This window comes from Priestia filamentosa, assembly GCF_900177535.1.
GTDB classification, from domain to species: domain Bacteria; phylum Bacillota; class Bacilli; order Bacillales; family Bacillaceae_H; genus Bacillus_I; species Bacillus_I filamentosa.
The window spans coordinates 973558-998195 of record NZ_FXAJ01000001.1 but is presented as its reverse complement, the minus strand read 5'-3'; the positions used below and the strand labels follow the sequence as shown (position 1 = coordinate 998195).

Below are 24638 nucleotides of genomic sequence, written 5' to 3'. Positions count from 1 at the left end.
GGTTTCCTCCTATCTAACAGGAGTTGCAGCCGACATTTGAAAGCCAAGGGACACAAGATCTTCATTTGCCCCAGGAAGCATCATGACTGCTCCTTCTTTAATGCTATATCCTGTTTCATTCATCATTGTTCGGTAACTTTCAGGAATAGGAGAAGATAACTTTTTTAGCTTCATTCCATATTGATCAAGAAACGCTGTTTGCTCTTGAATACCATCCCATTTTTTGGGGTCTAAAACAGGTTCTTTTAAAATGTCATCGGAAATAAAAATATTTTCAACAAGCACATTACCATCTTTTACAGTTAATCCTTGTATTCTTTTAACAATTGCTTCTGGATCTTCTCCTGTAAATTCTCCATCTGTCATATGACATACAAGTGGAGCAGGACATTCTTGAAGATGTGGAAGTTCTTCCTTTAGGAGATCTTCCACAGCCTGAAAGCCTTTCGCTGTATTTGTAAAGCGTTGCGTTTTGATATTTTTAAGCGGTGGTTTACCAGCGAGCTCATCAATTCCTTTCGGGCCCCCCAAAACATCAAAAACGTAATCGCTATATGCTAAGATAGATACGCGATAGCGCGGGCTCAACCGACTTCCTTTTGTAGAACGAAATACCATTTGCCGAATAGCAGATTGTAGGGCTGACGCCACAACGTCAATTCGCTTTTTTTCACCTTGACCAGATTTCATCATCCCGTTCATTGAGGCACTAATATCTAGCAAATAAATAATATAAGCAGGCGTTCCCTGCGTTGCTTGTTTTTCATAACTCATGCCAATTGCCTTCCTTTCTTTCTTTTTTTCATAAGGCAAGGTTTGTAAGAGTACCTTCTTACCAAATGGTAAAATTTATAGCAAATTCTCTTTCAATATACATATTTTATCTTTCTTACAGAAGGATGGAAATATGGAAAAGGTCTCACATTGACTACCAAACTACATAATAGAATTCGAAAAAGGGGTAAAAAGAACTAAAAAACCCACCCGACTTTTTTACTCATTGGGTGGGTTTTAACAAAACAGAGATAAGCAATTAGAAGTTTTATTATTTCCAAATAGGTAATCCGCCTAAAAAAACCACAATAATAATGACAGGCAGAAGATACTTGAGTAAGAACAACCACAAAATGAACACTCGTTTTCCAATTGAACTTCCAGCTTGAAATTCTTCTAAGAGAGTTTCTCGTTTCATGCGATATCCAACGAAAACCGAGATAGCTAAACTTCCAAGCGGCAGCATCATGTTGCTTACTAAAAAGTCAAACAAATCAAAGATATTCTTATTAAATAGCGTAACATGACTGAGAGCTCCGTAGGAAAGAGCTGGGAATATGCCTACAACAAAGACGATAGTCCCCCCTATCCACGAAAATTTCTTGCGTTTCTCTACCTCTCCTTTTCCTAATGCAGAAGTGATAATTTCAAGCATTGAAAAAGAAGAGGTTAACGTTGCAAATAAAAATAGAATTAAAAAGATGGTTAAGAAAACAACCCCAAACGGCATCTGTTCAAACACAGATGGCAGAGCAACAAATAATAAACCTGGTCCTGCAGTTGGCTCGATTCCAAATGAAAATACAGCAGGAAAAATAGCGAGCCCTGCGAGAAGCGACACAAAAATATTTAAAAGAGCCACGCTCCCTGCTGAACGGGTAAGGCTGACGCTTTTATCTAAATATGAACTGTACGTAACCATACAAGAAAGTCCAACACAAAGCGCAAAGAACGATTGTCCAAGCGCAAATAAAACAGACTGGCCTGTAATCGCACTAAAATCTGGTTTTAGAAAAAAGCGAACTCCTTCCATTGCATTCGGAAGAGTTAGAGAACGAACAACAAGCACGATGAAGAAAATAAATAAAGCAGGCATCATATACTTGTTTGCACGCTCAATCCCTTTTGGAACGCCAACAGATACAACAATAATATTAATGAGTAGAAAGACCGCCTGAGCTCCAACTACAACAAAAGGGTTAGCAATAATTGTATCAAAAAGTGGACCATACTCTTTTCCAAGTAAATCTCCAGAAATACTTAAAATCGTGTAAAGCAGAATCCAACCGCCTACAACGCTATAAAAAGCTAAAAGCAAAACGCTACTTGCTACTCCAAGTTTTCCAATCCACGGCCATCCTTTTGGAGCGAGCGCTTTATAAGCACTAACTGCTTCTTTTCCAGTACTACGTCCAATTACAAATTCAGCAAGTAAAAGAGGTAGCCCAACAAAAAGTGTGAAAATGATAAATAAAAGAAAAAATGCGCCTCCTCCGCTCGTTCCCGCTACGTACGGAAACTTCCAAATGGCACCTAATCCAATCGCCGCTCCAGCGGATGCTAGAATAAAACCTAGCCGCGACGACCATTTATTACTGTCTTCCATAAAAAGCCCCTTTCTCATAAAACAAACCACTGTTTCTATGTTACTAAAAATAGAGGCTTCTTCACAACTAAAAACGTATATTTTATGCTTTAAAATATTTTAGAGACCCTAAAAAAAGCCGGTGCTGATGCACCGACTTTTTTAATTTGTTTCGTCTGTTAACCGAACAAGCATACGAGCTAAGTGATGACGATCCTCTTCTTCGCCAACTTTCCATAGTTGTTGTAGTAAGTACTCTTCACGGTTTTTAGGTTCTTCATTCTTCGCTAGATAGTCTGCTACTTTTTTCGCTGACTTTGCAATAGCTTCTTCGCTTAATCCAAGCTTTTGACCCTTTTCTACTTTATCACCTAAGTAGTTCTTGAATTCCGCAAAGTTTTGAAGAATTTGCTCTTTCTCTTCTTGGCTTTTTTCACGTACTGCTTTTTCTGCTCTTTCCATTTGCAAAACCTCCTAATAGTTTGTACTAACTTATATTAGGTTGGTTCCCCTATTCCGAGCTTTCAAACATGTAAAAGTGTTTTTATTCTTCGTGCACATTATAGTATGGAAACAGCAGTTCATACACTTTCATAACAACAACTTTTAGTACACAATATGTTGGAAGGGCAAGAAGCAGGCCTACAAATCCGAAGAAGCTTCCAGATGCAAGCAAAAGTAAAATAACGGTTACAGGGTGCACATCAAGCTTTTTCCCCATAACTTGTGGAGAAATTAAGTTACTTTCAATTTGCTGAATAATGATAATCCCGATAATCACGTAAAGAGCAAGCCGAGGCTCTTGAATAAAACCGACAATCACGCCTGGCACTGTGCCAATAAAAGGGCCTACAAACGGAATTAGATTCGTAAACAGCGCAATTAAAGCTAAAATTAGCGCATAATCAAGCCCAAGCAAAAGATATAAGATATAAACACAAACCCCTACGAACAAGCTAACAATAACTTGTCCTTGCACATATGCGCTTAATGTACTGCTTGCTTGCTTTAATACATCATACGTTACTTCACGATATTTAGCTGATGGAATAAAGCGTGAAAAAGTCTTTGGAAGCTTGTGTCCGTCTTTCAGCATATAAAAGAGGACAAATGGCACTGTAATAATGACGATAATGGTATTGCGTAAAAAGTCAATAATTTGAATTGTGCTATTTCCAAGTGTTGTTGCTACTTCACCGAGCATCTCAGTTGCACGCTTTTCAAGATCATTATTAGCAAGGCGAGCTTTAAGTTCATCAGACCATGGAAGGGTTTGAAGGTCTTGAATATTATCCGTTATATCCCGAGCAACGTTTGGCAAAAAGTTCACAAACTGAGCAAGCTGATGAGATACAATCGGATATAAGTATGTTCCAACGCTTGTTACTCCTGTAATAAAAGCCGAGAAAACAAGCAGAATAGCTAGGATTCTCGGAATTTTTAAAAGCGTTAGTAAAAAAACGATCGGGCGCAGCAAATAATACAGAACGCCCGCGATAATAAGAGGGGCCAAAATATTTGTAATCATACTTATTATTGGTGTGATTACAAAGGATACTTTTGAAAGCATGAAAAGTATCGTTAAAAACAGTAAAATTAAAACACCTGACTGCAGTGCCTTGGACTTTCTCATAAAACCCTTTTCTCCTTCTCTCTCTACCTTACTTTTTTTAAACATAGGCTCTTTACGTTAAATCAAGAAGACGTTTTTTCAAGTTATCTTCCATGTGCTGTAATTCTCGTTCAGCTTCCTTCCGTTTTGTCCGGCCATCTGCTTGAATTTGAAGCACTTCTTCTAATGTTTCAACTAAATTTTCCTGCGTTTTTTGGAGCGTTTCAATATCAACAAGCCCACGCTCGTTCTCTCTTGCAATATCAACCGTATTTTTCTTCAATAGCTCTGAATTCTTTAACAATAAATCATTCGTTGTGTTTGTTACTTCACGCTGCGCTTCCATTGCTTTTTCTTGCCTTAAAAGCGTAAGAGCAATCACAACTTGATTTTTCCATAGAGGAATTGCCGTTAGAATAGAGCTTTGTATTTTTTCTACAAGTGTTTGATTTACTTCCTGAATCATTCGAATTTGAGGAGCGCTTTGAATAGCAATTTGTCTGCTCAGCTTCAGATCATACGTTCGTTTATCAAGACGAGTCATAAACTGCTTTACATCGTTTACTTCTTGCACAGTTAAATAATTATCCGTTTTTAACGCTTCTTGTTCAAGCTTTGGAAGTGTTTCTGTTTCAAGAAGTTCTAGTTTATGTTCAGCTGCTGCAATATAGATATTTAATGCATCAAAGTACTCTTTGTTTTTATCATAGAGCTTTTCAAGCATAAGAAGATCTCGGTAGAGCTCTTGCTTTGTGTGCTCAAGCTGATCAGCAATTTTCTCAATTTCCACTTGCAAGCTGCTGTACTTTGGGAAAATACCTTTTGCTGAACGAGAAATAGTAGAGAAAAAGCGGCCCACTCTTCCTTGTTTCTTACCTGATAGCTCATCAAGATTAAGCTGTTTAATTTTCCCCATAAGATCTGTCAGCACTTCTCCTACTGGTCCTGTATCTTTTGCCTGAACATGCTGAAGCACACCTTGAGAGAACTTAGAAAGCTCGGACTGTGCAGCAACTCCATATTGCAAAATTGCCTGATGATCATTTTGATTAATTTGCTCTGAAATTTTAATTGCTTTTTCTTTATATTGAGGAGAAAGCCTTTCAATTGCTTTTACCTCTCCTTTTTCTTCTTTAGAGAGCTCAGTTGAAGATTCGTTTGTTTTAAATGGGTCATTTAATAAATCATCAAAACTGCTTAAAGAATTATCTTTGAATTCGTTCATTTTATCACCCTTTTCATTTCCCTGCTGGTGGTTTATTTTCTCCATAGCCGTTATGAAGAAGACTCTGCTCAATTTCGAGCGCTGTTAGATCCTGGCTAATGCTAGATGTTAGAACTTCATCATATTTCACAATTAATTCATCTAACGTGTCTTCTGTTTCACTTAGCGCAATTTTCACTTCTGCATTTTTAGTTGGCTTCGCAAGTAAAAATGTATATCGATCAACAATTTTGACCGTAGAAGGCAAGTATTTTTTAAAAAAGTCTTGGGCTTCATAAAATCGAGCAGGTTCTTTATCAACCATATCAATAATGGAGCGACCAACTTTTTGAAGTTTGTTAATTTTAATCCATACATGCATTGATTTTACTTTAAAACGAGACTGACTTAACACACGAAGTGATTTTCTCGCTTCTTTTACATGATGGTCAACATATGCTTTTTGCTCTTTAAACGGATCGTAACGGAAATTCCGACGCAAAAGAAAGTAACATAAACAGAGGAGAACCGTTGCACTCCACGTTCCTATCCCAATTAATATAGAAAAGAACAGCGGAATATCTAAAAAGAACGCCGCTCCAACGATTGTTACAAATCCAGCTAAACCTGAATACAGCAACGTTTGAATGATTCGCTTGATCACTTTAAAATTTCCTCCCTATTAGCGAACATTTTCTTTCATAATAGCACACTTCATCTAAATATTCGAACGAGTTTGCTTTCGGTGTTTCTTCACTATGTTATACGTTTTTTCTCTCTCTAAAGTTTCATTTTTCCGCTTTTAAACTTATAAAAAAAGTGTGAGGGATATGCTCCCTCACACTTTTTATTTAGCTTCAGATTCTTGAGTTTCAGATTCCTGAGTTTTAGTTTGTGGCGTTTCAGTTCCTTGAAGTTCAGAGCCTGCCGCTGCTGGCTCAAAATCTGCTCCGTCTTTCGCTTGTTCTTCACTCGCTTCAAGACCGTAACCTTTAGCTTTATATTCAGCTTCTTTTTCCTGTTTTTCTTGTTCAAGAGTTTTCTTCTCTTCTTCAAGGAATCCAGGTTCTTGTGCTAATTTATCATCTTTTGAATAATCAAATGATGAACGCTTCGGTTGTTCAAACCCTTTTAAGTCATAGAAACGGAGTAAATCACCATATACAAGCTTATCTGAAAGCTCTAGCTTCTTCTGTACAAGCTCTTGGTCTTTTTTCGTTTCATCTGTACTTGGGATTTTCTCTCCTGTTGCGTTGTCGTACACTTTGTCATCGACTTGCGTATATTCTGGTGTTACAAAGTCTCCGTTACGGAACGGTACGATTTGCTGATGATCTTTTGATAGAAGATCTGTACCAAATTGAATTTGGTTTTTCGTATCGACTCCAAGTAAGTGTTCTACAGTTGGTCTTACATCGACTTGTCCGCCGTACGTATCCTTCACTCCACCTTTGCCTTCAAGTCCTGGTGCGTGAATGAACAGTGGTACACGCTGAAGCTGTGTTTCTTCAAAGTCGTTGATATCTTTACCCATAACTTTGCTCATTGCTTTTTTATGGTTTTCAGAAATTCCGTAGTGGTCACCATACATCACAATTACAGAGTTTTCATAAAGACCAGATTCTTTTAAGTCATTAAAGAACTGTTCTAAAGCTTCGTCCATGTATCGTGCTGTTTGGAAGTAGTTATCAACAGACGAGTCACCTGTATCTCCTGGTGCAATCGTCTTTTTGTCATCACCTAATGGATAAGGGAAATGATTTGATAACGTAATAAACTTCGTATAGAACGGTTGTTTTAATGACTCTAAATATGGCATTGATTCTTTAAAGTATGGTTTATCTTCTAAACCGTAGTTTAAGACATGACCATCTACCATATTGTAGTAGCTTTCATCAAAGAAATGATCATAGCCAAATGCTTTATAGTTCTCTTCACGGTTCCAGAACGTTTTGTTGTTTCCGTGGAAGACCGCTGTATCTTTATATCCATTTTCCTTCAATAGTTGCGGTAAAGCTTGGTACGTGTTTTCAGCTTTTGTTGAGAACACAGAACCTTGTGGTAATGGATAAATACTGTTTTCCATCATAAACTCAGCATCAGATGTTTTACCTTGACCTGTTTGGTGGAACAGATTCTTAAAGTATAAAGTATTACTATCTTTGGCTAAGCTATTTAAAAACGGTGTTACTTCCTGCCCATTTAACTTATAGCCAATCATAAATGATTGAAGGGACTCAAGTGAAACGTAAATCACATTTTTTCCTTTCAATTGACCAAAGTATTCTGGGTTTGGTTCTGCATAAGATGCTTTTGTAAAGTTTTCTACTTCTGTAACATCACTGCTGTCTGCTAAAGCGCGTTGAGCAGATGATTTTGTACTTTGAATTGCATCATAAATTGTGTAGTTGTAAGCACCAAGATATTTCACAAGGTAGTTACGATCAAACGCACGCGTTAGAAGCTGTGGACGATCTGATTCAGCAAGAGCTAAGTTTCCTGCAAAAATCATAACCGCTGCTGTAAAAACAGCTACAATTCCACGACGGCTAAATTTCTCCGTATGTGGCTTAACAACTTTAAATAGAACAAGTGCAATTAAGATGATTGTATCTGTAAAATACAAAATATCTGTTGGTTGCATTAATGCTTGTGCACTTCCGCCTAGTTTACCAAAGTTTTCAGTTTGTCTTAAAACCGGTATCGTAATGAAGTCATTGAAAAAGCGGTAAAACACAATATTCGCAAATAGAATAAATGTTAATACAAAGTTAATCGCAATCAATACTCTATACTGCGCTTTCCCCTTGAAAAATAGCGCAATTCCTAAAAAGAATAAAGAAGAACTGATTGGGTTAATGAATAATAAAAACTTCTGCATTGAATTGTCTATTCCAAGATCAAATTCAAGTTGATAAGCTGCATAAGTTTTTAACCAAAATAGAACCGCAATAAATAGGAAAAGTCCTAAATGCGTGTTCAAAAATTGTTGACCTTTCCTGAAAAACGATTTCATACTTTCACCTCTCTACAATTAACGTTCCCTTTTTTTTATAAGAAAATGAACGCAACAAAAAAAGACAAACTCCCTAACAGAATAAAAGAGAGCTTTTTGGACAGTATGCCACTATTCTACCGCTTAGCTGATAGAAGTCAAATGATATTTTTGGAAAAAGAGCTTTTTTTGTAGGTTTTCCTATTATACGTTATTCTTTTTATTTTACAAATAGCCCATTTTACCTATTCATATCTTAAAGCCGCACTTTATTCTAACTCCCTTTACCCTCTTCCGATTAAAAGTATGCTTCATTTTTTATTTTCTTTCATAAATCGAACAAAGTGAGTGGAGCTAGGAATTAATATATGTTGTCCTATCTCTAAGTAGTATATATATTATTTGTTTTTCTCCGATAAAACTCCTGCCGTTTCCTTAAAACACCTGTGAATTTTCTCAGAACGTTTTACACTATACGGGATGTGATTGAAGAATACAACAAACAATATCTGCTAATGAGAAAACAACAACACTTTTTTGTTCTGTCTTTTTTCTCTATTTGCCTTTTCCCTATATATAGACGATTTTGTTTTTATTTTGTTTCAGTTTTTATAAAATTTCTATTAAGATAAAAAATGAGGAAGCACCTGTATAAGGATGCTTCCTCATTCTTTATCTGGTTGAATTCGCCACCATACGAGAATTCCTCCAATAAGACTAAGCACAACATTTATAAAAAAAAGACCCTTATCCATATGAGTTGTTAAAATAGCAAAGACAGGAGGACCAAGGGCAACTCCAACAAAACGCATAGAGCTATAAATGGACGTAATTGTACCTCTTTCTTCCTTGCCAATTCCTTCTGTAATAAGGGCGTCAAGACTCGGTAATGAACTTCCAATCCCAATTCCTGTTAACACCAAGAGACCAACAAGCACAACAAAAGAAGAGAAAAAGGATGCAATAAATAACGAAGCAGCGGTGAGTAGCAGTCCAATTACTGTAATCCATTTCATAAGAAGCTTGTTTTGCTTAATCACTTTTCCGGTTATAAACGACGCTAAACAGAGAGCTGCAAGCGGGATAGCCAACACAAGCCCTTTATCAACACCAACCATTCCAAATTCTTTCTCAAGTCTGTTTGCTAAATAAAAAAGAAAACCGAACAAAATAAACATTAAAATAATACCAGCAATAAAAATGCTGTATAACCAGTGACCTTCTTCTTTAAAAATTCTTTTCACTTTTTTTAAAAATTCATTAAGTGGTAATGGTTCATCTTGCTGTTTTGGTACTTTCACACAGAAAAAAAGAAACACAACGGAAATTAGACAAAGAACAGGAATAGCAAAGAAAGGCATAAACCATACAACTAAAGCTAGTAAGGACCCTAATATAGGGCTAACAACCTTACCCAATGTATTAGCGGTTTCCACAATACCTAGATTTGCACTAACTTCTTTTTCGTCTTTATACAAATCTCCAACAAGAGGAAGCACAATAGGAGAAGCCCCTGCGGCCCCAACTCCTTGCAGTATCCGACCTATTAAAATCATCATATAAGGTTCATTAATTTGCCATGCTGCATACCCAGAAACAAGCCCACCTAATAAAGAGATAATAAGGCTTGGAATAATGATTTTCTTTCGTCCAAAGCGATCTGAAAGATAGCCTGCAACGGGAATTAAAATAATAGCAGCTACGGAATAGAGCGTAATAATAAGGCTTGACTGGAAAGAACTAATAGAAAGCTCTTTCTCTAGAGTTGGTAGGATCGGGATAAGCATTGAATTTCCCAATGTCATTACAAGGGGAATTGTAGCAATTGAAATTAAGCATAGGACCCCAGGAACATTTTCTTTTGATGAGTTGTTACATGTTGCTGATTCTTTCACTATTCTTCACCTTTCTTGCTCTATAAAAGCTGATGATACTCTTACTATTCCCGCTTGCTTTGTTTTCACAATAGAGAAAGTTTGGTAATCAAAAAAAGACCCTCATATATATATGAGGGTCTTCTCCCATTTTAAGTTTACTTAAAGCAATAAAAGTTAGAGCATTCTTTTTGTAAATGCAATAATGCATAAACACTTCCCATATTTGTTCCCACTACAACCCAAGGCGAATATGCTACATTACTTTTCTCTGGTTCAAATTCTTGCACTGGCCACTGAGCCATATAAAGCACACCATTATGTTTAACAATTTCACCTTGTTCATAAGTTTTCATTGGCTGCCATTTTATGCTTTTTGGCATATTATTTTTAACTTTGTTTTCTGTTTGTGTTTCTTCTGGTTCCTCTGTTTCTGTAACTGTACTATGAATTTGCTTAAGGGTTGTTTCGTTCTGCTCGGCATTTTCTTCATTCTCTAATACAATTACGCCACCTGTTTTGTTAAGCGCTAGATTTGTCTTTTCTTGCACAGTTTCCTGGGTGCCTCTTGCTTCCTTCGTTTCTTTCATTTCCTGAGTTTCCTGAGTTTCCTGGGTTTCTTCTTTTATTTCTGTTTTAGGCATTTCTTCTGCATCTTTTGGTTTACTCTGTTCTTGTGCTAATGATTTAGTTTCAACAGGCTCTAAGTTTTCAGAAACTGGAATGCTAAGTGTTATTTTATTTCCATTTCCTACTTGCTCTGTCCAATAGGCAATTGTTTGCTTTGACTCTTCGTAAGACATTGTTTCAGTGTCATTAGTAGGCATAATGTTTACCCAATCCACTGCAGCTAAGATACCTTTTACTTCTTCACTTAATTCACTTGCTTTGGCTTTATCATTAGAATGACGAACAGAAAGGGTAAGCAATGTTTGGCTTTCGCTCGAAATTTGATCAAGCTCATGAATAAGTTCAATATAAAACAACTGCTTTTCTTTTTCACCTTGAGATGCCCAGTCAACGTTGATGCCGTCTACTCCATATGTTTGAATAAGATTTTTTACTTCTTCACTAAACGTCTTTTGTATAGTTTCTTCTGCCGGAAGAGCCGCGTATGCGCTAGCATCCGCTTCTTTCAAATCTATAAGCACCTTCACTCCATGTTCATGTGCTTTTAAGACGAGCTCTTTTAATTTCTCTGTATCTTGAGGTGAAGGGATTCTCCCATCTTTCTCCATATATAAACTACCGTATATAACATGAGTGACGCTCTCCCATTGGATTGCTTTTTCAAGATCTACATTATCGTTAGCTGAATAGTATCCCATGATTCGAAAAGACTCTTCTCCTTCGTTCCCAACTGGAATACTTGTTAAGTCTTGTGCGAATGCTTTTAACATATATGGGGAAAGACCTAATGATAAAAGAGACGCACAAAACAGAACAACACACACTTTCTTCATAATTAAGCCCCGCTTCTATTTTTACTTGTAACATGTTTGTAATTTTTGATTTTATTATCATATCACGAATAAGCAGCGAAGTTAAGAAGATATTTGTAATATTTTTAACATAAATGTATTATTAGTAACATACTATGGACCTATAAAAAAGTAAAAAACAAGATAATAAGGCATTATCTTGTTTTTTACTTCCTATATTTAGAAATTCATACGAGATTGACCGCCATCTACATTAATACTTGTTCCAACAAGCCATGATGACTTTGGCGATGCCAAAAACAAAACAGCGTTAGCTACTTCTTCCACCGTTCCAAATCGACCTGCAGGAATTTCCTCTTCGATAAACTTTTTAATTTTCTCTGGATGTTCATCAAGGCGTTTTTGCCAGTTTCCTGTTGGATGAAGAATGCTTCCAGGAGCAATACTATTAACGCGGACATTATGAGGAATACATTCATTTGCAAAAGCCTTTGTAAAGCTAATGAGCGCTGCCTTTGCATTGTTATATGTTACTTTTCCACCGCTTTCTCGTCCAAAAATAGATGTAATCTGTATAATGCTGCCCGCTCCGTTTTCTTTCATATGAGTTCCTGCTAACTTGCTTAAATGAACAGGAGCAAAGTAGTTTAATTCCATTGCTTCGTAGAACATATCAAGCTCTGTTTCAAACGCACTTCCCCCATTGCTTCCTCCAGCGTTATTAACTAAAACGTCCACTTTTTTGAAATCTTCTAAGAAATGATGAAAAAGCTTCTCTCTTTCTTTTTGTTGAGAGAGGTCTACTTCATATATCCTTACATCTCCAAGCTCTTCTCTCGCTTTTTCAAGTTGTTCTTTTGAACGAGCTGCAATTCCTACATTTGCTCCTTCTTCAATAAATGCTTTTGCGATTGCCTTTCCGATTCCTTTTGAGCCTCCTGTTACGAGTACATTTTTATTGTTCAATTGTAAATCCATATAGCTCACATCCTGTTCTTTTGAGTGTTCTTATACCTTTCTTCCTACTTTCATGAAAATAAAAAAATTTATAAGTTTGTGGCTCGTCTGCTTATGTAAAAAATGGTTGACAAAAATACAATAACCTCCTAGAATTCATGGGATGAATACGATTCACCAAAAGATGGGAGGATTCTTTTTGTATCAAACATTTACAACAAGTGAAAAACTCAAACAGCTTTTATCCATTTTAATTCCAATCTTCATTACCCAAATTGGTATGTACCTCATGACATTCTTTGATACAACAATGTCTGGCAAAGCAAGTCCCAAAGACTTAGCGGGTGTTGCAATAGGATCAAGTATTTGGATGCCTATCTATACAGGTCTTGCAGGTATTCTCCTAGCAGTCACTCCTATTGTAGCTCAACTGATTGGAGCAGAGCAAAAAAAACGCGTCTCTTTTTCCGTTATTCAAGGGATTTATGTAGCTATTGCAATGTCCATTTTAGTCATCGTAGCTGGAGCATTTCTCTTAAACCCCATTCTTCATATGATGGACATTACAAATGACGTTCATCACATTGCAAAAGATTACTTAATTGCTTTATCATTGGGCATTTTTCCTCTTTTTATTTACACAACAATTCGCTCCTTTATCGATGCATTAGGAAAAACACGCGTAAGTATGACAATTACTCTTATTGCGCTTCCTGTTAACCTTGTATTAAATTATTTGCTCATTTTCGGGAAATGGGGAGCACCAAAATTAGGAGGAGTTGGAGCTGGATATGCTACAGCTATTACCTACTGGGTGATTTGCTTTATTGCCATTTTTACCGTCTCGCAAAAAGAACCTTTCAGGCAATTTCGTCTTTTTAAAAGCGCTTATCGCGTTTCTTTTGCAGAATGGAAAACCATTTTAAAAATTGGTCTTCCTATCGGTTTTTCTATCTTTTTTGAAACAAGTATTTTTGCAGCAGTAACGCTTTTCCTTAGCGTCTATGATACGATTACAATTGCTTCACATCAGGCAGCCATGAATTTTGCTTCCTTATTATATATGATTCCTTTAAGTGTATCGATGGCGCTAACAATTGTGGTCGGATTTGAGATGGGCTCAAAGCGACCTTATGATGCTAAAAAATATGGTCATTTAGGTATTATAATTGCTTTATCCCTAGCTATTTTAAACGGTATCTTCCTATATATTATGCGTGAACCAATCGCATCTCTTTATACAACAGATCCTAACGTACTAGCGCTTACTAAGGTCTTTTTAATATATGCGATTTTCTTTCAGATTTCTGATGCTATTCAAGCACCTATTCAAGGGATTCTTCGTGGACATAAAGATGTTAATATAACCTTTATAATGGCGCTTGTTTCCTACTGGGTTATCGGACTTCCTGTTGGATATTCTCTCGCTAATTTTACAAACCTTCACGCATTTGGGTATTGGGTAGGTCTTATTACAGGATTAGCCGTAGGAGCTATTGGTCTTGCTTTTAGACTGCTTTATGTACAAAAAAATGCACAAAAGAAAACAGGATTAGAAAAATCGGCTTCGTAATATAAGAAACAACCCTAGGAACATTCCTAGGGTTATTTTATACCAAAATTATCGCGTACCGCTTTTTGAATCATTGATTGACATCTGTCTAACTCTACTTTAAGCTGACGCTTATATTTTTTTGCTTTTTCATGTCCATTCTCACCAGCGAATCGATAGTATACAACTTCTTGAAGCTTCATGCCTTCTTTTTTCTTTTTCACTTGTTCCAAAACCCCATCTTCAATAAGGTCGTGCAAGGCTTTATAAATTTCAGAGTGATTCGGACGATATCCGAAAGGACGAAATTCTTCTCGTAATACATCAAGCAAACGTAAACCATACAATCGTTCTTGTTCTGTCATTGTAATCATATAAAGCTTAAGAAATGCACGCTGTTTTACTAAGAAACCGCTTGGATTGCGCTTTTCACTCATAAAATTCCTCCTTTTTGTATGTAACGACCTTCCATATTCTTATTATAGTATGAGATTCCCAGAACGGACAAGTGTTCGCTTCCTTTTTATGTGTTTTATTTTATCATATATCTTCTAAAACAGTAAATAAAGGAAAAATAAAAGCAGCTCTTAAAGAGCTGCTTTTATACAACATGCTTTTGTTCTTCCTTTTGACGCTTTTCTTTTCGCTCGTGCTTTTTTCCCCAATATGTGGCGAGAAGCGGTCCTGAAATATTATGCCATACGCTAAAAATGGCGCTCGGTACAGCCGCAATTGGGCTAAAATGTGCTAGGGCAAGCGCTGCTCCAAGCCCTGAGTTTTGCATTCCAACTTCAATAGAAAGAGCTTTTTGACTTCCTTCATCTAAACGGAAAAGACGAGCAAGAAGCCAGCCGAAAAACAGACCAAATAAGTTATGAAGCATAACAATAAAAATCATTTTTAAAGCTGCATCTGCAATTGATTCTGCATTAACAGCAACAACACCTGCTGCAACAGCCACAATTCCAATAACCGAAATAAGCGGTAGAGCTTTTATGCTTTTTTCAACTCCGTTTTTAAATAAAAGCTTCACGATAATACCTAATATAATAGGAAGCAACACGATTTTTAAAATGGAGACTAAAAGAGAGGATGCGGAAACCTCAAGCCATTGACTTGCAAAAAGCATAATTAAAACAGGAGTCAAAAATGGGGCAATAAGGGTAGCAACACTCGTAACAGCAACGCTTAATGCTGTGTTTCCTTTAGCTAAGTAAGTCATAACATTAGAAGCCGTTCCTCCTGGACAACATCCAACTAAAATTACTCCAATTGCAACTTCAGGAGGAAGCTGAAATAAAAGAGCAAGTCCATAAGCAAGACTAGGCATAATAGTAAACTGCCCTAGGACTCCGATGAGAACGCTTTTTGGTTGTTTAAGTACGGCCTTGAAATCGTCTAAAGATAGTGTTAATCCCATCCCAAACATAATGATTCCTAATAAAATCGAAATGTAGTTACTGATCCAAACAAATGATGAAGGATATAAAAAAGATAATAACGAAAATAGCACAACCCATAAGGCAAATGTGCTGTTAGCAAATGAACTAATTTTCTCAAGTGCTCTCAATGATGTCAACTCCCCTAACAAGATATAAAGTTTATTATATTTAAAAATTTCGGAAAATTCAACCTTATTTTTATATTTCGTTCCCTATCCTCTCTTTTTAACATAGGCTAGAGCAGACTAATCTCTAGAGAGGTGATAAGATGAAAAAGTACACTTATCTTGATTTTCTGGCTAATTTTGGTGTTGGCGGAGCTCATCCTGGAGGGTTACTTCTTACAAAGCATATTTTTGATCAGTACGAAATTAATGAAAATACAAGTGTACTAGATGTTGGCTGTGGTACAGGGCAGACTGCTGCATTTCTTTCTCTCGAATATAACTGTTTTGTTGATGCTTGTGACATCAACAAAATAATGGTTGAGAAAGCAGCCAAAAGGTTTGATGATTTCCTTATTCCAATTGAAGTACGCGAAGAAAATGCTGAAAATCTATCTTACGACGAAAACATGTTTCATTTTGTTCTTTATGAGTCTGTCTTAAACTTTATGAATCTTGAAGAAGGACTAAAAGAAGCTTATCGAGTCTTACAGCCTGATGGAACATTACTAGCTATTGAAATGTTAAAAAAACCTGAAATGACAAAAAGCCAAGGAGAAGATCTTTCATCTTTTTACAACTTAAAATCGCTTCTTTCAATAGAAGATTGGCGCAAGTCTCTTAAAGAAGTAGGATTCACATCTATTACTCTTTCTCCTCTTCCCTCTCTCGCTACAAATAATGAAGACATAGAGCATGGAACAGAATTTATTCTCTCTCCACATATTGAAAAAGAACTGTATGATTTTCTCGATGGGCACGAGAAGCGAATTAAAGATTTTGAAAGTGTGCTAGACTATCGAATTATTCAAGCTAAAAAAGAAAAATAGAGATAAGTGCTTATACACCTCCTTTCTCTCTCTCATATGTTAATAGTGCTAAGAGAAAAGGAGGAAAAGCTATGCAATATTATGACTTATGCTGTCGCTACAGAGGTCGTATGGTTCGCATTAATGACCGTCATGGACGCACACACGTAGGAAGAATTTTGAATGTAACACAGCGCAGAGTATTTATTCAGCCAATGCAGGGCGGCCGTGGCTTTGGTGGCTTTGGTTACTTTGGTGGATATGGGTATGGATACGGATATGGAGCAGCGTATGGAGTTGCTCTTGGGGCTATTACTGGTATTGCCCTTGCATCTCTTTTCTTTATTTAATGAAAAAAGCAGGCTGCCTTGTTTAAAGCAACCTGCTTTTTTATCATTCCATTAAGCTTCCATTCTTCTATTCGGAAAGGTATATTTTTTGTTTGCTGTTCGCGTTTTTCTCCTTGCTGTTCATTATCTTGAAGTACATTGGCTAAAGTACGCTCTTTCATACCTGTTGAAGGCACTTTTAAGCAGTTGAATATGAGAGAAGTCCCCCCGCTAACATATCGATCTTATAGTAAGGTCACTTACTTATGATAAAATTTAATAACAAGATGCACGGTTTTCCCTTTCTTTCATCTTTAAAACATGCAAATAAAGGAAAGAATAAAAAGGAGACACAAAGGATGGAAAATAATATCGTATTGTTTGATGGAGTATGTTCATTTTGCAATAGCAGCGTTATGTTTTTAATCAAAAGAGATCACAGTGAGCTTTTATCATTCTCTTCTCTTCAGTCATCATATGGACAAAAGCTGCTCGAGGAATTCAATCTTCCAAAGGATGACTTTGATAGCTTTATTTACATAACAAACGGGAAAGTCTATAGTAAATCTACTGCAGCACTTAAAATTGCCCGCAAGCTTTCGTTTCCTTATAATCTCTTATATGGGTTCATCTTAATTCCCATTCCTATTCGAGATAAGTTTTATTCTATTATAGCGCGAAACCGTTATCGATTGTTTCCCAAAAAAACTTTATGCGAAATCCCACCGGAACATATTCGCAAACGATTTTTAGATGACAAAAGCGAGTGATGTAGTTGAAAAAAGTAATGTTGTTACTGTCTTTATTTCTTGTTGTCCCATTTTCCCATGCTTACGGCTCTGTACATGACGTAAATTACGTAGCTCTTGGTGACTCTTTAGCAAAAGGCATGAATCCATATAAAACAGTTGGCGAAGGGTATAGTGATAAACTCGTTCCTCTCCTTGAACAGGAAGGCCGTTCTGTTGCATTTTCAAAAGAGTTTTCTGTACCTGGTTACACAACGGCAAATCTTCTTCAAGATTTAGAGGTTAATGCGTATAGCAAACACGAGAACTTGTTTCATTCTGTTGAAAATGCATCTCTTATTACTGTACAGGCAGGAGCAAATGATCTTCTTCATTATATTGCTCCACACCGCCAACATATGGTATCGCTTAGCAATAGCGAATGGGAGAGCTTATTACAGCAAACACAGCAAAACATGAAAACCATTTTAAAACGAATTAGAGATCTTAACCCAACGAGTGACGTCTATGTTGTTGGATATTATTTTCCTTTTTCAAACATTGACAATCCCTTTCAAGAACAAAACTTGAAACAGCGGGTTTTAGACCTTAATGTAGCCCTGCAAAAAGCAGCCTCTTCACAGGAGCATGTTTATTACGTTTCAACAGAGAATTTGTTTTCACAAAACAGAAGAACCTATTTACCAAATAAGATTGATATTCATCCTTCTCAGCAAGGATATGATCTGTTGGCACATCGAATTTTCGATACAATCCATTTTTCAGAAAGGTTCCTCCAATAAAAGAGCACCGTTCATCTGAACGGTGCTCTTTTATTAAGCTTCTATTAGACTCGAACGATATTTCTTTGTTGCTTTAACAAGGACTTGAAGTGATTTTATCGCTTCTTCCTCTTTACGCGTTTTTAGACCACAATCTGGGTTAACCCAAAATTGTTTTTCGTCTAATACACGTAGAGAAGCTCTAATGTTTGAGATAATATCCTCTTCATTTGGAATTTGCGGGCTATGAATATCATATACGCCAAGTCCAATTTCTTTTTCATAATGAAAATCTTCAAATGCTTGAAGCAGACGGCCATGACTGCGTGATGTTTCAATTGAAATCACATCTGCATCAAGGTCATCAATTGTATTCATAATTTCATTAAAATTAGAATAACACATATGAGTATGAATTTGCGTTTCATCTTTCACCCCGTAAGCAGAAAGTCTGAATGCATATGCAGCAGCTTTTAGATACCCTTCCTTCTCTTCTTCTCGCAATGGAAGGCCTTCTCGAAGGGCAGGTTCATCAATCTGAATAATAGCTATTCCTGCGTCTTCTAATGCTAATACTTCCTGACGGATAGCAAGACCGATTTGATTCATCACCACTTCTTTTGACTCGTCATGACGAGGGAAAGACCAGTTTAAAATGGTAACAGGACCTGTTAGCATCCCTTTTACAGGCTTATTTGTTAAACTTTGAGCATATACGCTTTCTTTCACCGTCATTGGCTCTTTAAGTGATACATCTCCGTAAATAAGAGGTGGTTTTACGCAACGTGAACCGTAAGACTGCACCCAGCCAAACTTTGTTACTTCCATACCGTCCAGCTTTTCACCGAAATATTCGACCATATCTGTACGCTCAAACTCTCCGTGCACGAGAACGTCTAATCCAAGGTCCTCTTGAATATCGATCCAGCGGGAGGTCATTTCTTGAATAAACTGCTCATATTGTGCGTCTGTAATTTGTTTCTTCCGCCATTTTAAACGTGTTCTTCGCACTTCTTTTGTTTGAGGCATACTTCCAATCGTTGTTGTTGGTAAAAGCGGTAGCTTTAACTTTTCCTGCTGTTTCTTCGCTCTTAACTCATACGGTGGACGCGTTGCCTTAAGTTGTGCAAGCTCCTTAATTTCTTCTTGAACTTTATGATTATGACGCAATGGTGCTGCAACGAAAGCTTCAAAGCTTTTATCATAATCTTTAAACGATGTATTGTTCTCAATTCCGCTTTCTAATGCTTTTAGTTCTCCTAACTTTTCCTTAGCGAAACTTAGCGCTCCTTCTAAAAAGCTCGGAAGACTTTCATTCTCGGCTGTAACAGGAACATGTAGTAAGCTTGATGAAGGCTGTACCCAGAGGTCCCCATCGATTAAATTCAGAAGCTCTTTAACTTCAGCACTCGTTTCTGTTAAATTAGCCTTCCATACATTTCGTCCGTCAATAACTCCTGCTGCTAATACTTTTCCTTTTGGAAAGCCCCATTTTTTCAGCTGTTCTTTTGTTTCCCCTTTATCATGAATAAAATCAAGTCCAAAACCATCTACAGGGAGGGATAGAACCTTTTTATAATCAGAAACAGCTTCATAGTATGTTTGAAGAAGCAACTTCGTATTTTTGCAGCTCTTCGCTATTTCAGCATAGCCGTTTTCAATCACTTTCCATACTTCCTGATCTAATGGGGATGTAAAAATTGGTTCTTCTAAGCTGACCCACTCTACTCCTTCTGCATCTAATTGTTGCAAAAGCTGTTGATAAAGCGGGATAAGACGCTGAATCCACGATGCTTTTTCTGTTTCTTTATATCCTTTCCCAAGAAGAACGAGCGTTGCTGGCCCTACAAGAGTTACTTTTCCATTTACACCAAGCTTCTGTTTTGCTTTTTTCCAATAATCTAAAAATCGATTTTCTTTTAAAGAAGGCGTAACATTCTCAAACTCCGGCACAATATAGTGATAGTTCGTATTGAACCATTTTGTCATTGTCATTGCTTCCGACCCGTCTGTTCCACGAGCCATGCTGTAATACGTTTCAAGTGGTGTTTTATTTACATTTTTGAACCGATCTGGCACAAGATCAAACGTCCATAATAAATCTAAGACATGATCATACAAACTAAAATCACCAACAGGAATATGCGTAATTCCCGCTTCCTTTTGCACGCGAATTCCTTCTAAAAATAAGCGATCTAGTTCTTCTTTAAACTCTTTTTCTTCAAGCGTTCCTTCCCAAAAACTCTCTAGCGCGTTCTTCCACTCTCTTTTTTCTCCGATTCTTGGATATCCGATATTTGAACTGTATACTGTCATGTTTTCTCCTCCGTCTCTATTGTCTTTTTAGCTATCAAAAAAACTCCCTTTTTTTCAAAAAAGAGAGTTAGAAGGCGACTTTAAGAACTGTTGAAACGGATCCATCTATTCAACATAAACCTTCACTCCTCCCTATGAACGCGTAGGTATAAAGCGCAAACAAGTGGCAGGTCTCCTGACTTAGGTTCATCGTTCTTCTATCCCTTCCCGCTTTCGCAGTGGCTATGATAGAAACTCCCCTTCACAGTGGCGCGACCGTGGCGGCTTCTCACCGCTCTTCCCTTTTAAGCTGCAGCGTATGTACAGCACCTCTTGCATGGACATTATAAAATTAGTCTCCTCGACTGAGGAATTGTTAATAAGAATAACGCGATTTTCCCCTTTGTGCAAGACTATTTTTCAGATTATTCATTTTTGATCTAATTTTTTATTATTTTAAAGAAGCTAAAATAACCGCAATTTTGTCTTCAATATCTTTTACATCTTCTGCTAGAAAAGCATTAAAAACGATTGAGAAAATAAGTTCCTCTCCAGCTTCTGTTGTTACATATCCTGAAAGAGAGCTAGCACCTGTAATAGATCCTGTTTTGGCTCTTACATTTCCTTCTGCAGCAGTCCCTCTCATCCGTTCATCGAGCGTTCCCCCTATCAATTCATCTGGATCTCCTGCTAAAGGTAAAGATTCGTAAAAATTATCGTACCAAGGTTTTTGCCTAGCATGAAAAAGAAGGGAAGAAATTTCGTCTGTTGGCACTCCGCTCACATGTGATAGGCCTGAACCATCCCGAATCATCATATTGTCTACATTGACATCCAACTCAGAAAGTGTTTGGTCCAAAGACGTTAAACCGGCTTCAAAGCTTCCTTCACCGTACTGTACTTTTCCCATTTCTTTCACAAAAATTTCTGCAATTGTATTATTACTCAGTTTCATATACGGAATAAAAATTTCCCCAAGTGGCGGAGATTCCTTTACTCCCATCAATTGAGCTTTTTGAGGTGTTTCTTCTTTCTTCACTTTTCCTGTTACTTTTATTCCGTTCTTCTCTAAAGCGTCTTTAAATAAAGAAGTCGTATACAAAGCAGGGTCCTCGACAGCAATGGCTGTTTGATCAGATTCCTCTCCCTCCTTGATAATTCCCTTTACTACAATAACATTTTCATTCCGTTTTCTGACAATTTCTAAATCTGTTTCTCCTTTTCCTGTTTTCGTTTCATTCATCACTCTCACATAGTCCGTTTTAGGGGATATAGAGATGTGAGCTTTCTTACCATTTTTGGTTGGTGTTGTCTCCACTATAACTGTTCCCGCTTCATAGCGATAATCAGGAGAGAACGTCAACGCTGATATTTGAGCGCCATATGCATATGATTCGTCTTTCCAAATCATATCTTCTGAAAGCCGAACATCGTCATACCACGTTTCATCTCCAATAATATTTCCCGCAATTTTCTTGATTCCTTTTTCGTGTAATAACGCTGAAAACTGCTGTAACTCCTGTAATCCAAGAGTTGGATCTCCTTTTCCTTTTAAATAAAGATTCCCTTTTAAAACACCATTTTTCACTTTTCCATCATGCCAAAGCTCTGTGTGAAATTTATACTCCTCACCTAATGTTTCAAGCACTGCTGCCCCTGTAAAGAGTTTCATATTAGAAGCAATTTTCATTCGAACTGAGCTGTTCTTTTCATACAGTACTTCTCCGCTTTTGGCCTTTTTTATACTAATTGAACTTATCCCACCCTTTAAATCTTTATGTTGTAACACTTGTTCAATTTTTGTTTCTAATGTACTCGCCCCCTCGGCTGACACGTTAACGGCCCTTGTTATGATTAATACCAACATCACCAAAATTCCACACCATTTTTTCATATCCTTCCTCCTTTATGTACTCTTGTGCATAGATTTTCACATTCCCCTTATTATTATTGATGTTTTATGTACAGAGAGAAGAACAAGTTTATAAAAAAAAGAAGCTTTTTGTTTAAAAGCTTCTTTTTTTATAAGATGACATATAGTCATGATAATCAGAATAATGAGAAGCAGGCTTAAGAGGATATAATGATCATTATATTTGTTTTGTCAAGCATGCAGACACTCCGCTCATCAATTCCTCTCACTATCGAAAAAGCAAGAACAGAAATATAATATCTTCTACTATTCTAAAATACTTTCTTTTCCCTTCAAATGAGATCAAAAACCCGGGACTTACAGTCTGAAAAGTTTTTTCACAAATAAATTTTCTGCTAAAAACAGCGACACAGCGCTAATAATATAAGATTTTTCATTCCTCTTTTCCACAACTCCATTCCCTTATATACCTATTACAACACAAAAAAAGCAGATGTGTTCACCACATCTGCTTCCTTCTTTACTTTCCTTCATCATCAAAAGAATACGTCCAAAACTCTTCACGAGCAAGCATTTTTAAAATTTCAGGACTTTGTTCGATATTGTTAAAGTCCATTGCTCCAAGCATTCCTTGTGTTTGAGAACGGTGTGCTTTAATTGCTGCAATTTTGATATCTTTCACACTGCTTACATCATGAACAACATCAGGATGACCAATCGCTTCTAGGCGGTCTTTAGAAAAAGCGTGACAAAGAAGGCGAGGACGATCTTCTGGACGAAGACGCTTGACCGCTCTTACTGTTGCCGCTCCTGTTGCATTATGATCTGGATGAACAGCATATCCAGGATAATGCGTAATAATTGTCGTTGGCTTAATCTCGTCAATAATGTTGCCAATAACGTCTGCATACACTTCGTCATCTAAAAACTCAAGCGTTTTATCACGAAGGCCCACCATACGAAGCTCATCTAGCTCTAGGATTTCGCCAACTTCTGTTAACTCTTCTTTTCGGATCTTTGGAAGTGTTTCACGGTTTGCAAACGGAGGGTTTCCCATGTTGCGTCCCATCTCTCCAAGAGTTGTGCATGCATATGCTACATATCCACCACTTTGCTTTGTGAGCGCAATCGTTCCTGCTGCTCCAAAAGCTTCATCGTCTGGATGTGGAAAAATGACTAATAAGCGTTCCATTTCTTTCAGCTCCTTATGTAAACGGCTTTTCACTTAGCTGAAGAGCAACGGCTAATCGACCTTGATCATCGTGCCCTGCAAGTAAAAGACGCCCTTCTTCATCTACTTCATAGTGTGTAAGGCCTTCTGCATAAACCCAGCCGTCATTCACTTGAAGACCAACTCTGTACGGACCTTGCCCTATGATTTTACCTGTTTGAATGTTTACGCGCGCATTTCTAATAAATGCTCCAACATTCATTGCTTTATCGTTAAAATGTGAAGCATACGCTCCATTCGTTGTTTCTAAATGCACGTAAACTTCTTTATGAAAAAACGTAGAAAGATGTTTTTTAACATCCTCTGCCTTAATGACTTCCATTCTAAAACCTCCTTTAGCAAAAGCTTAATTCCATAAAGCCAGTTTTATTTTAACGCAAAATCGCATAAACTGCGAATAGTTAGGCTTCGTTTTTTATTTTTTCATCTTTAAAGAAACTTTTTCACTCTTCTTTCGTCTAATAAATTGGATAACCTGTTGCTTTTTTAGACTTTATTGTGGTATAAAAAACATCTATTCTTAACAAGAAGTTAATTAATTTCTAATATCTGCTTTACATACAATTCATCTTTTTATGTTACGTTATTAATATAACGGATAGATTAAAAGAAAAGGGGGATGAATGAACGTGTCACAACTTGTTAATTTCATCTATGAAGGTGCAGCAAATATGCGTAACGATTTTCGTATTCGTTTAATGAAAGGTGTCGCTTTTCTTTTACTATTCAGTTTAGTGGCCTTTACTCAATTAGGACCTCATCTTTCACAAACTACAATAGGTATTATTGGTTTTATAATCTTTTTAGTATACATTCTAAGTGACGTCTTATTCGAGGAAAAACGGTGGACGTTAAAGCTTATGCAAACATACCTCTCCACAATGCTATTCATTGTAGGCATCATTGAGATGCATCGTATGGTTACAACATGCTGTATTATAGGCATTCTTATGGTTCCATACCTAATTGAAGAGCTGAAATAAACGAACC

General features: G+C 36.9%; 23 protein-coding genes and 1 riboswitch. Of the genes, 6 read left to right on the top strand and 17 right to left on the bottom strand.

The features are described 5' to 3' along the window. Nucleotides 1-9 precede the first annotated feature (9 nt). The 10 genes from B9N79_RS05230 to B9N79_RS05185 all read right to left on the bottom strand — a co-directional run bounded on the left by B9N79_RS05230 (nt 10) and on the right by B9N79_RS05185 (nt 12464). Nucleotides 10-774 carry a vWA domain-containing protein gene (locus tag B9N79_RS05230; RefSeq protein WP_026009532.1) on the bottom strand — a complete coding sequence of 255 codons (765 nt, stop codon included), beginning with the start codon at nt 772-774 and terminating at the stop codon, nt 10-12. Nucleotides 775-1045: 271 nt separating this feature from the next. After that, nucleotides 1046-2380, bottom strand: coding sequence for a sodium-dependent transporter (locus B9N79_RS05225; RefSeq protein WP_040056500.1), 1335 nt, complete (start codon nt 2378-2380; stop codon nt 1046-1048). 141 nt (nt 2381-2521) lie between these two features. Next, entirely contained in the window at nt 2522-2821 is a 300-nt protein-coding gene (locus B9N79_RS05220; protein WP_019392110.1) for a DUF3243 domain-containing protein, read from the bottom strand. An 82-nt stretch (nt 2822-2903) separates the two neighbouring features. Then, entirely contained in the window at nt 2904-3992 is a 1089-nt protein-coding gene (locus B9N79_RS05215; protein ID WP_019392109.1) for an AI-2E family transporter, read from the bottom strand. Between the two features lie 52 nt (nt 3993-4044). Beyond that, nucleotides 4045-5196 carry a toxic anion resistance protein gene (locus B9N79_RS05210; protein WP_040056501.1) on the bottom strand — a complete coding sequence of 384 codons (1152 nt, stop codon included), beginning with the start codon at nt 5194-5196 and terminating at the stop codon, nt 4045-4047. Nucleotides 5197-5209: 13 nt separating this feature from the next. Continuing rightward, nucleotides 5210-5839 (bottom strand): 5-bromo-4-chloroindolyl phosphate hydrolysis family protein, encoded by a 630-nt coding sequence (locus tag B9N79_RS05205; protein ID WP_040056502.1) that lies wholly within the window; start codon nt 5837-5839, stop codon nt 5210-5212. 183 nt (nt 5840-6022) lie between these two features. After that, nucleotides 6023-8191, bottom strand: coding sequence for a lipoteichoic acid synthase (gene ltaS / locus B9N79_RS05200; protein ID WP_040365577.1), 2169 nt, complete (start codon nt 8189-8191; stop codon nt 6023-6025). Between the two features lie 644 nt (nt 8192-8835). Next, nucleotides 8836-10065 (bottom strand): MFS transporter, encoded by a 1230-nt coding sequence (locus B9N79_RS05195; RefSeq protein WP_019392104.1) that lies wholly within the window; start codon nt 10063-10065, stop codon nt 8836-8838. Nucleotides 10066-10202: 137 nt separating this feature from the next. Next, nucleotides 10203-11507, bottom strand: coding sequence for a glycosyl hydrolase family 18 protein (locus B9N79_RS05190; RefSeq protein WP_085117879.1), 1305 nt, complete (start codon nt 11505-11507; stop codon nt 10203-10205). Between the two features lie 198 nt (nt 11508-11705). Next, a complete protein-coding gene (locus B9N79_RS05185; protein ID WP_019392102.1) occupies nt 11706-12464 on the bottom strand; it encodes an SDR family NAD(P)-dependent oxidoreductase in 759 nt (252 codons plus the stop codon). 178 nt (nt 12465-12642) lie between these two features. Between B9N79_RS05185 and B9N79_RS05180 the strand changes: the two genes are divergently transcribed. After that, nucleotides 12643-14016, top strand: coding sequence for an MATE family efflux transporter (locus B9N79_RS05180; protein WP_019392101.1), 1374 nt, complete (start codon nt 12643-12645; stop codon nt 14014-14016). Between the two features lie 32 nt (nt 14017-14048). Here B9N79_RS05180 and B9N79_RS05175 read toward each other — a convergent pair whose 3' ends face one another. Next, on the bottom strand, nt 14049-14432 hold the full coding sequence (locus tag B9N79_RS05175; RefSeq protein ID WP_019392100.1) for a replication termination protein: 384 nt from the start codon (nt 14430-14432) through the stop codon (nt 14049-14051). A gap of 164 nt (nt 14433-14596) precedes the next feature. Then, entirely contained in the window at nt 14597-15565 is a 969-nt protein-coding gene (locus B9N79_RS05170) for a bile acid:sodium symporter family protein (RefSeq protein ID WP_019392099.1), read from the bottom strand. 140 nt (nt 15566-15705) lie between these two features. Here B9N79_RS05170 and B9N79_RS05165 point away from each other — a divergent pair, with 140 nt between their 5' ends. Both B9N79_RS05165 and B9N79_RS05160 read left to right on the top strand, forming a co-directional pair. Then, nucleotides 15706-16431, top strand: a complete 726-nt coding sequence (locus B9N79_RS05165; protein WP_019392098.1) for a class I SAM-dependent methyltransferase — start codon at nt 15706-15708, stop codon at nt 16429-16431. A gap of 71 nt (nt 16432-16502) precedes the next feature. After that, the gene (locus tag B9N79_RS05160) at nt 16503-16760 is read left to right on the top strand and encodes a hypothetical protein (RefSeq protein WP_019392097.1); all 258 of its coding nucleotides are present in this window, start codon (nt 16503-16505) and stop codon (nt 16758-16760) included. On the opposite strand, the gene B9N79_RS25990 is transcribed toward B9N79_RS05160, so the two are convergent. Further along, nucleotides 16757-16921, bottom strand: coding sequence for a hypothetical protein (locus B9N79_RS25990; protein ID WP_156134332.1), 165 nt, complete (start codon nt 16919-16921; stop codon nt 16757-16759). The two genes, B9N79_RS05160 and B9N79_RS25990, sit on opposite strands and share 4 nt — an antisense overlap. A 177-nt stretch (nt 16922-17098) precedes the next feature. Here B9N79_RS25990 and B9N79_RS05150 point away from each other — a divergent pair, with 177 nt between their 5' ends. Next, nucleotides 17099-17509 (top strand): thiol-disulfide oxidoreductase DCC family protein, encoded by a 411-nt coding sequence (locus B9N79_RS05150; protein WP_019392095.1) that lies wholly within the window; start codon nt 17099-17101, stop codon nt 17507-17509. A gap of 5 nt (nt 17510-17514) precedes the next feature. After that, nucleotides 17515-18270 (top strand): GDSL-type esterase/lipase family protein, encoded by a 756-nt coding sequence (locus B9N79_RS05145; protein ID WP_040056507.1) that lies wholly within the window; start codon nt 17515-17517, stop codon nt 18268-18270. A 33-nt stretch (nt 18271-18303) separates the two neighbouring features. On the opposite strand, the gene metE is transcribed toward B9N79_RS05145, so the two are convergent. The 4 genes from metE to B9N79_RS05125 form a co-directional block, all read right to left on the bottom strand. Further along, nucleotides 18304-20565, bottom strand: coding sequence for a 5-methyltetrahydropteroyltriglutamate--homocysteine S-methyltransferase (gene metE / locus B9N79_RS05140; RefSeq protein WP_085117877.1), 2262 nt, complete (start codon nt 20563-20565; stop codon nt 18304-18306). A gap of 148 nt (nt 20566-20713) precedes the next feature. Further along, a riboswitch (cobalamin riboswitch) is annotated at nt 20714-20893 on the bottom strand. Between the two features lie 102 nt (nt 20894-20995). Continuing rightward, a complete protein-coding gene (gene dacB / locus B9N79_RS05135) occupies nt 20996-22438 on the bottom strand; it encodes a D-alanyl-D-alanine carboxypeptidase/D-alanyl-D-alanine endopeptidase (protein ID WP_085117874.1) in 1443 nt (480 codons plus the stop codon). A 499-nt stretch (nt 22439-22937) separates the two neighbouring features. Beyond that, on the bottom strand, nt 22938-23609 hold the full coding sequence (bshB2, locus tag B9N79_RS05130; RefSeq protein WP_019392091.1) for a bacillithiol biosynthesis deacetylase BshB2: 672 nt from the start codon (nt 23607-23609) through the stop codon (nt 22938-22940). A 13-nt stretch (nt 23610-23622) separates the two neighbouring features. Continuing rightward, a complete protein-coding gene (locus B9N79_RS05125; RefSeq protein WP_019392090.1) occupies nt 23623-23970 on the bottom strand; it encodes a YojF family protein in 348 nt (115 codons plus the stop codon). Nucleotides 23971-24271: 301 nt separating this feature from the next. Between B9N79_RS05125 and B9N79_RS05120 the strand changes: the two genes are divergently transcribed. Continuing rightward, nucleotides 24272-24631, top strand: coding sequence for a hypothetical protein (locus B9N79_RS05120; protein WP_019392089.1), 360 nt, complete (start codon nt 24272-24274; stop codon nt 24629-24631). The last annotated feature ends 7 nt before the right edge of the window (nt 24632-24638 follow it).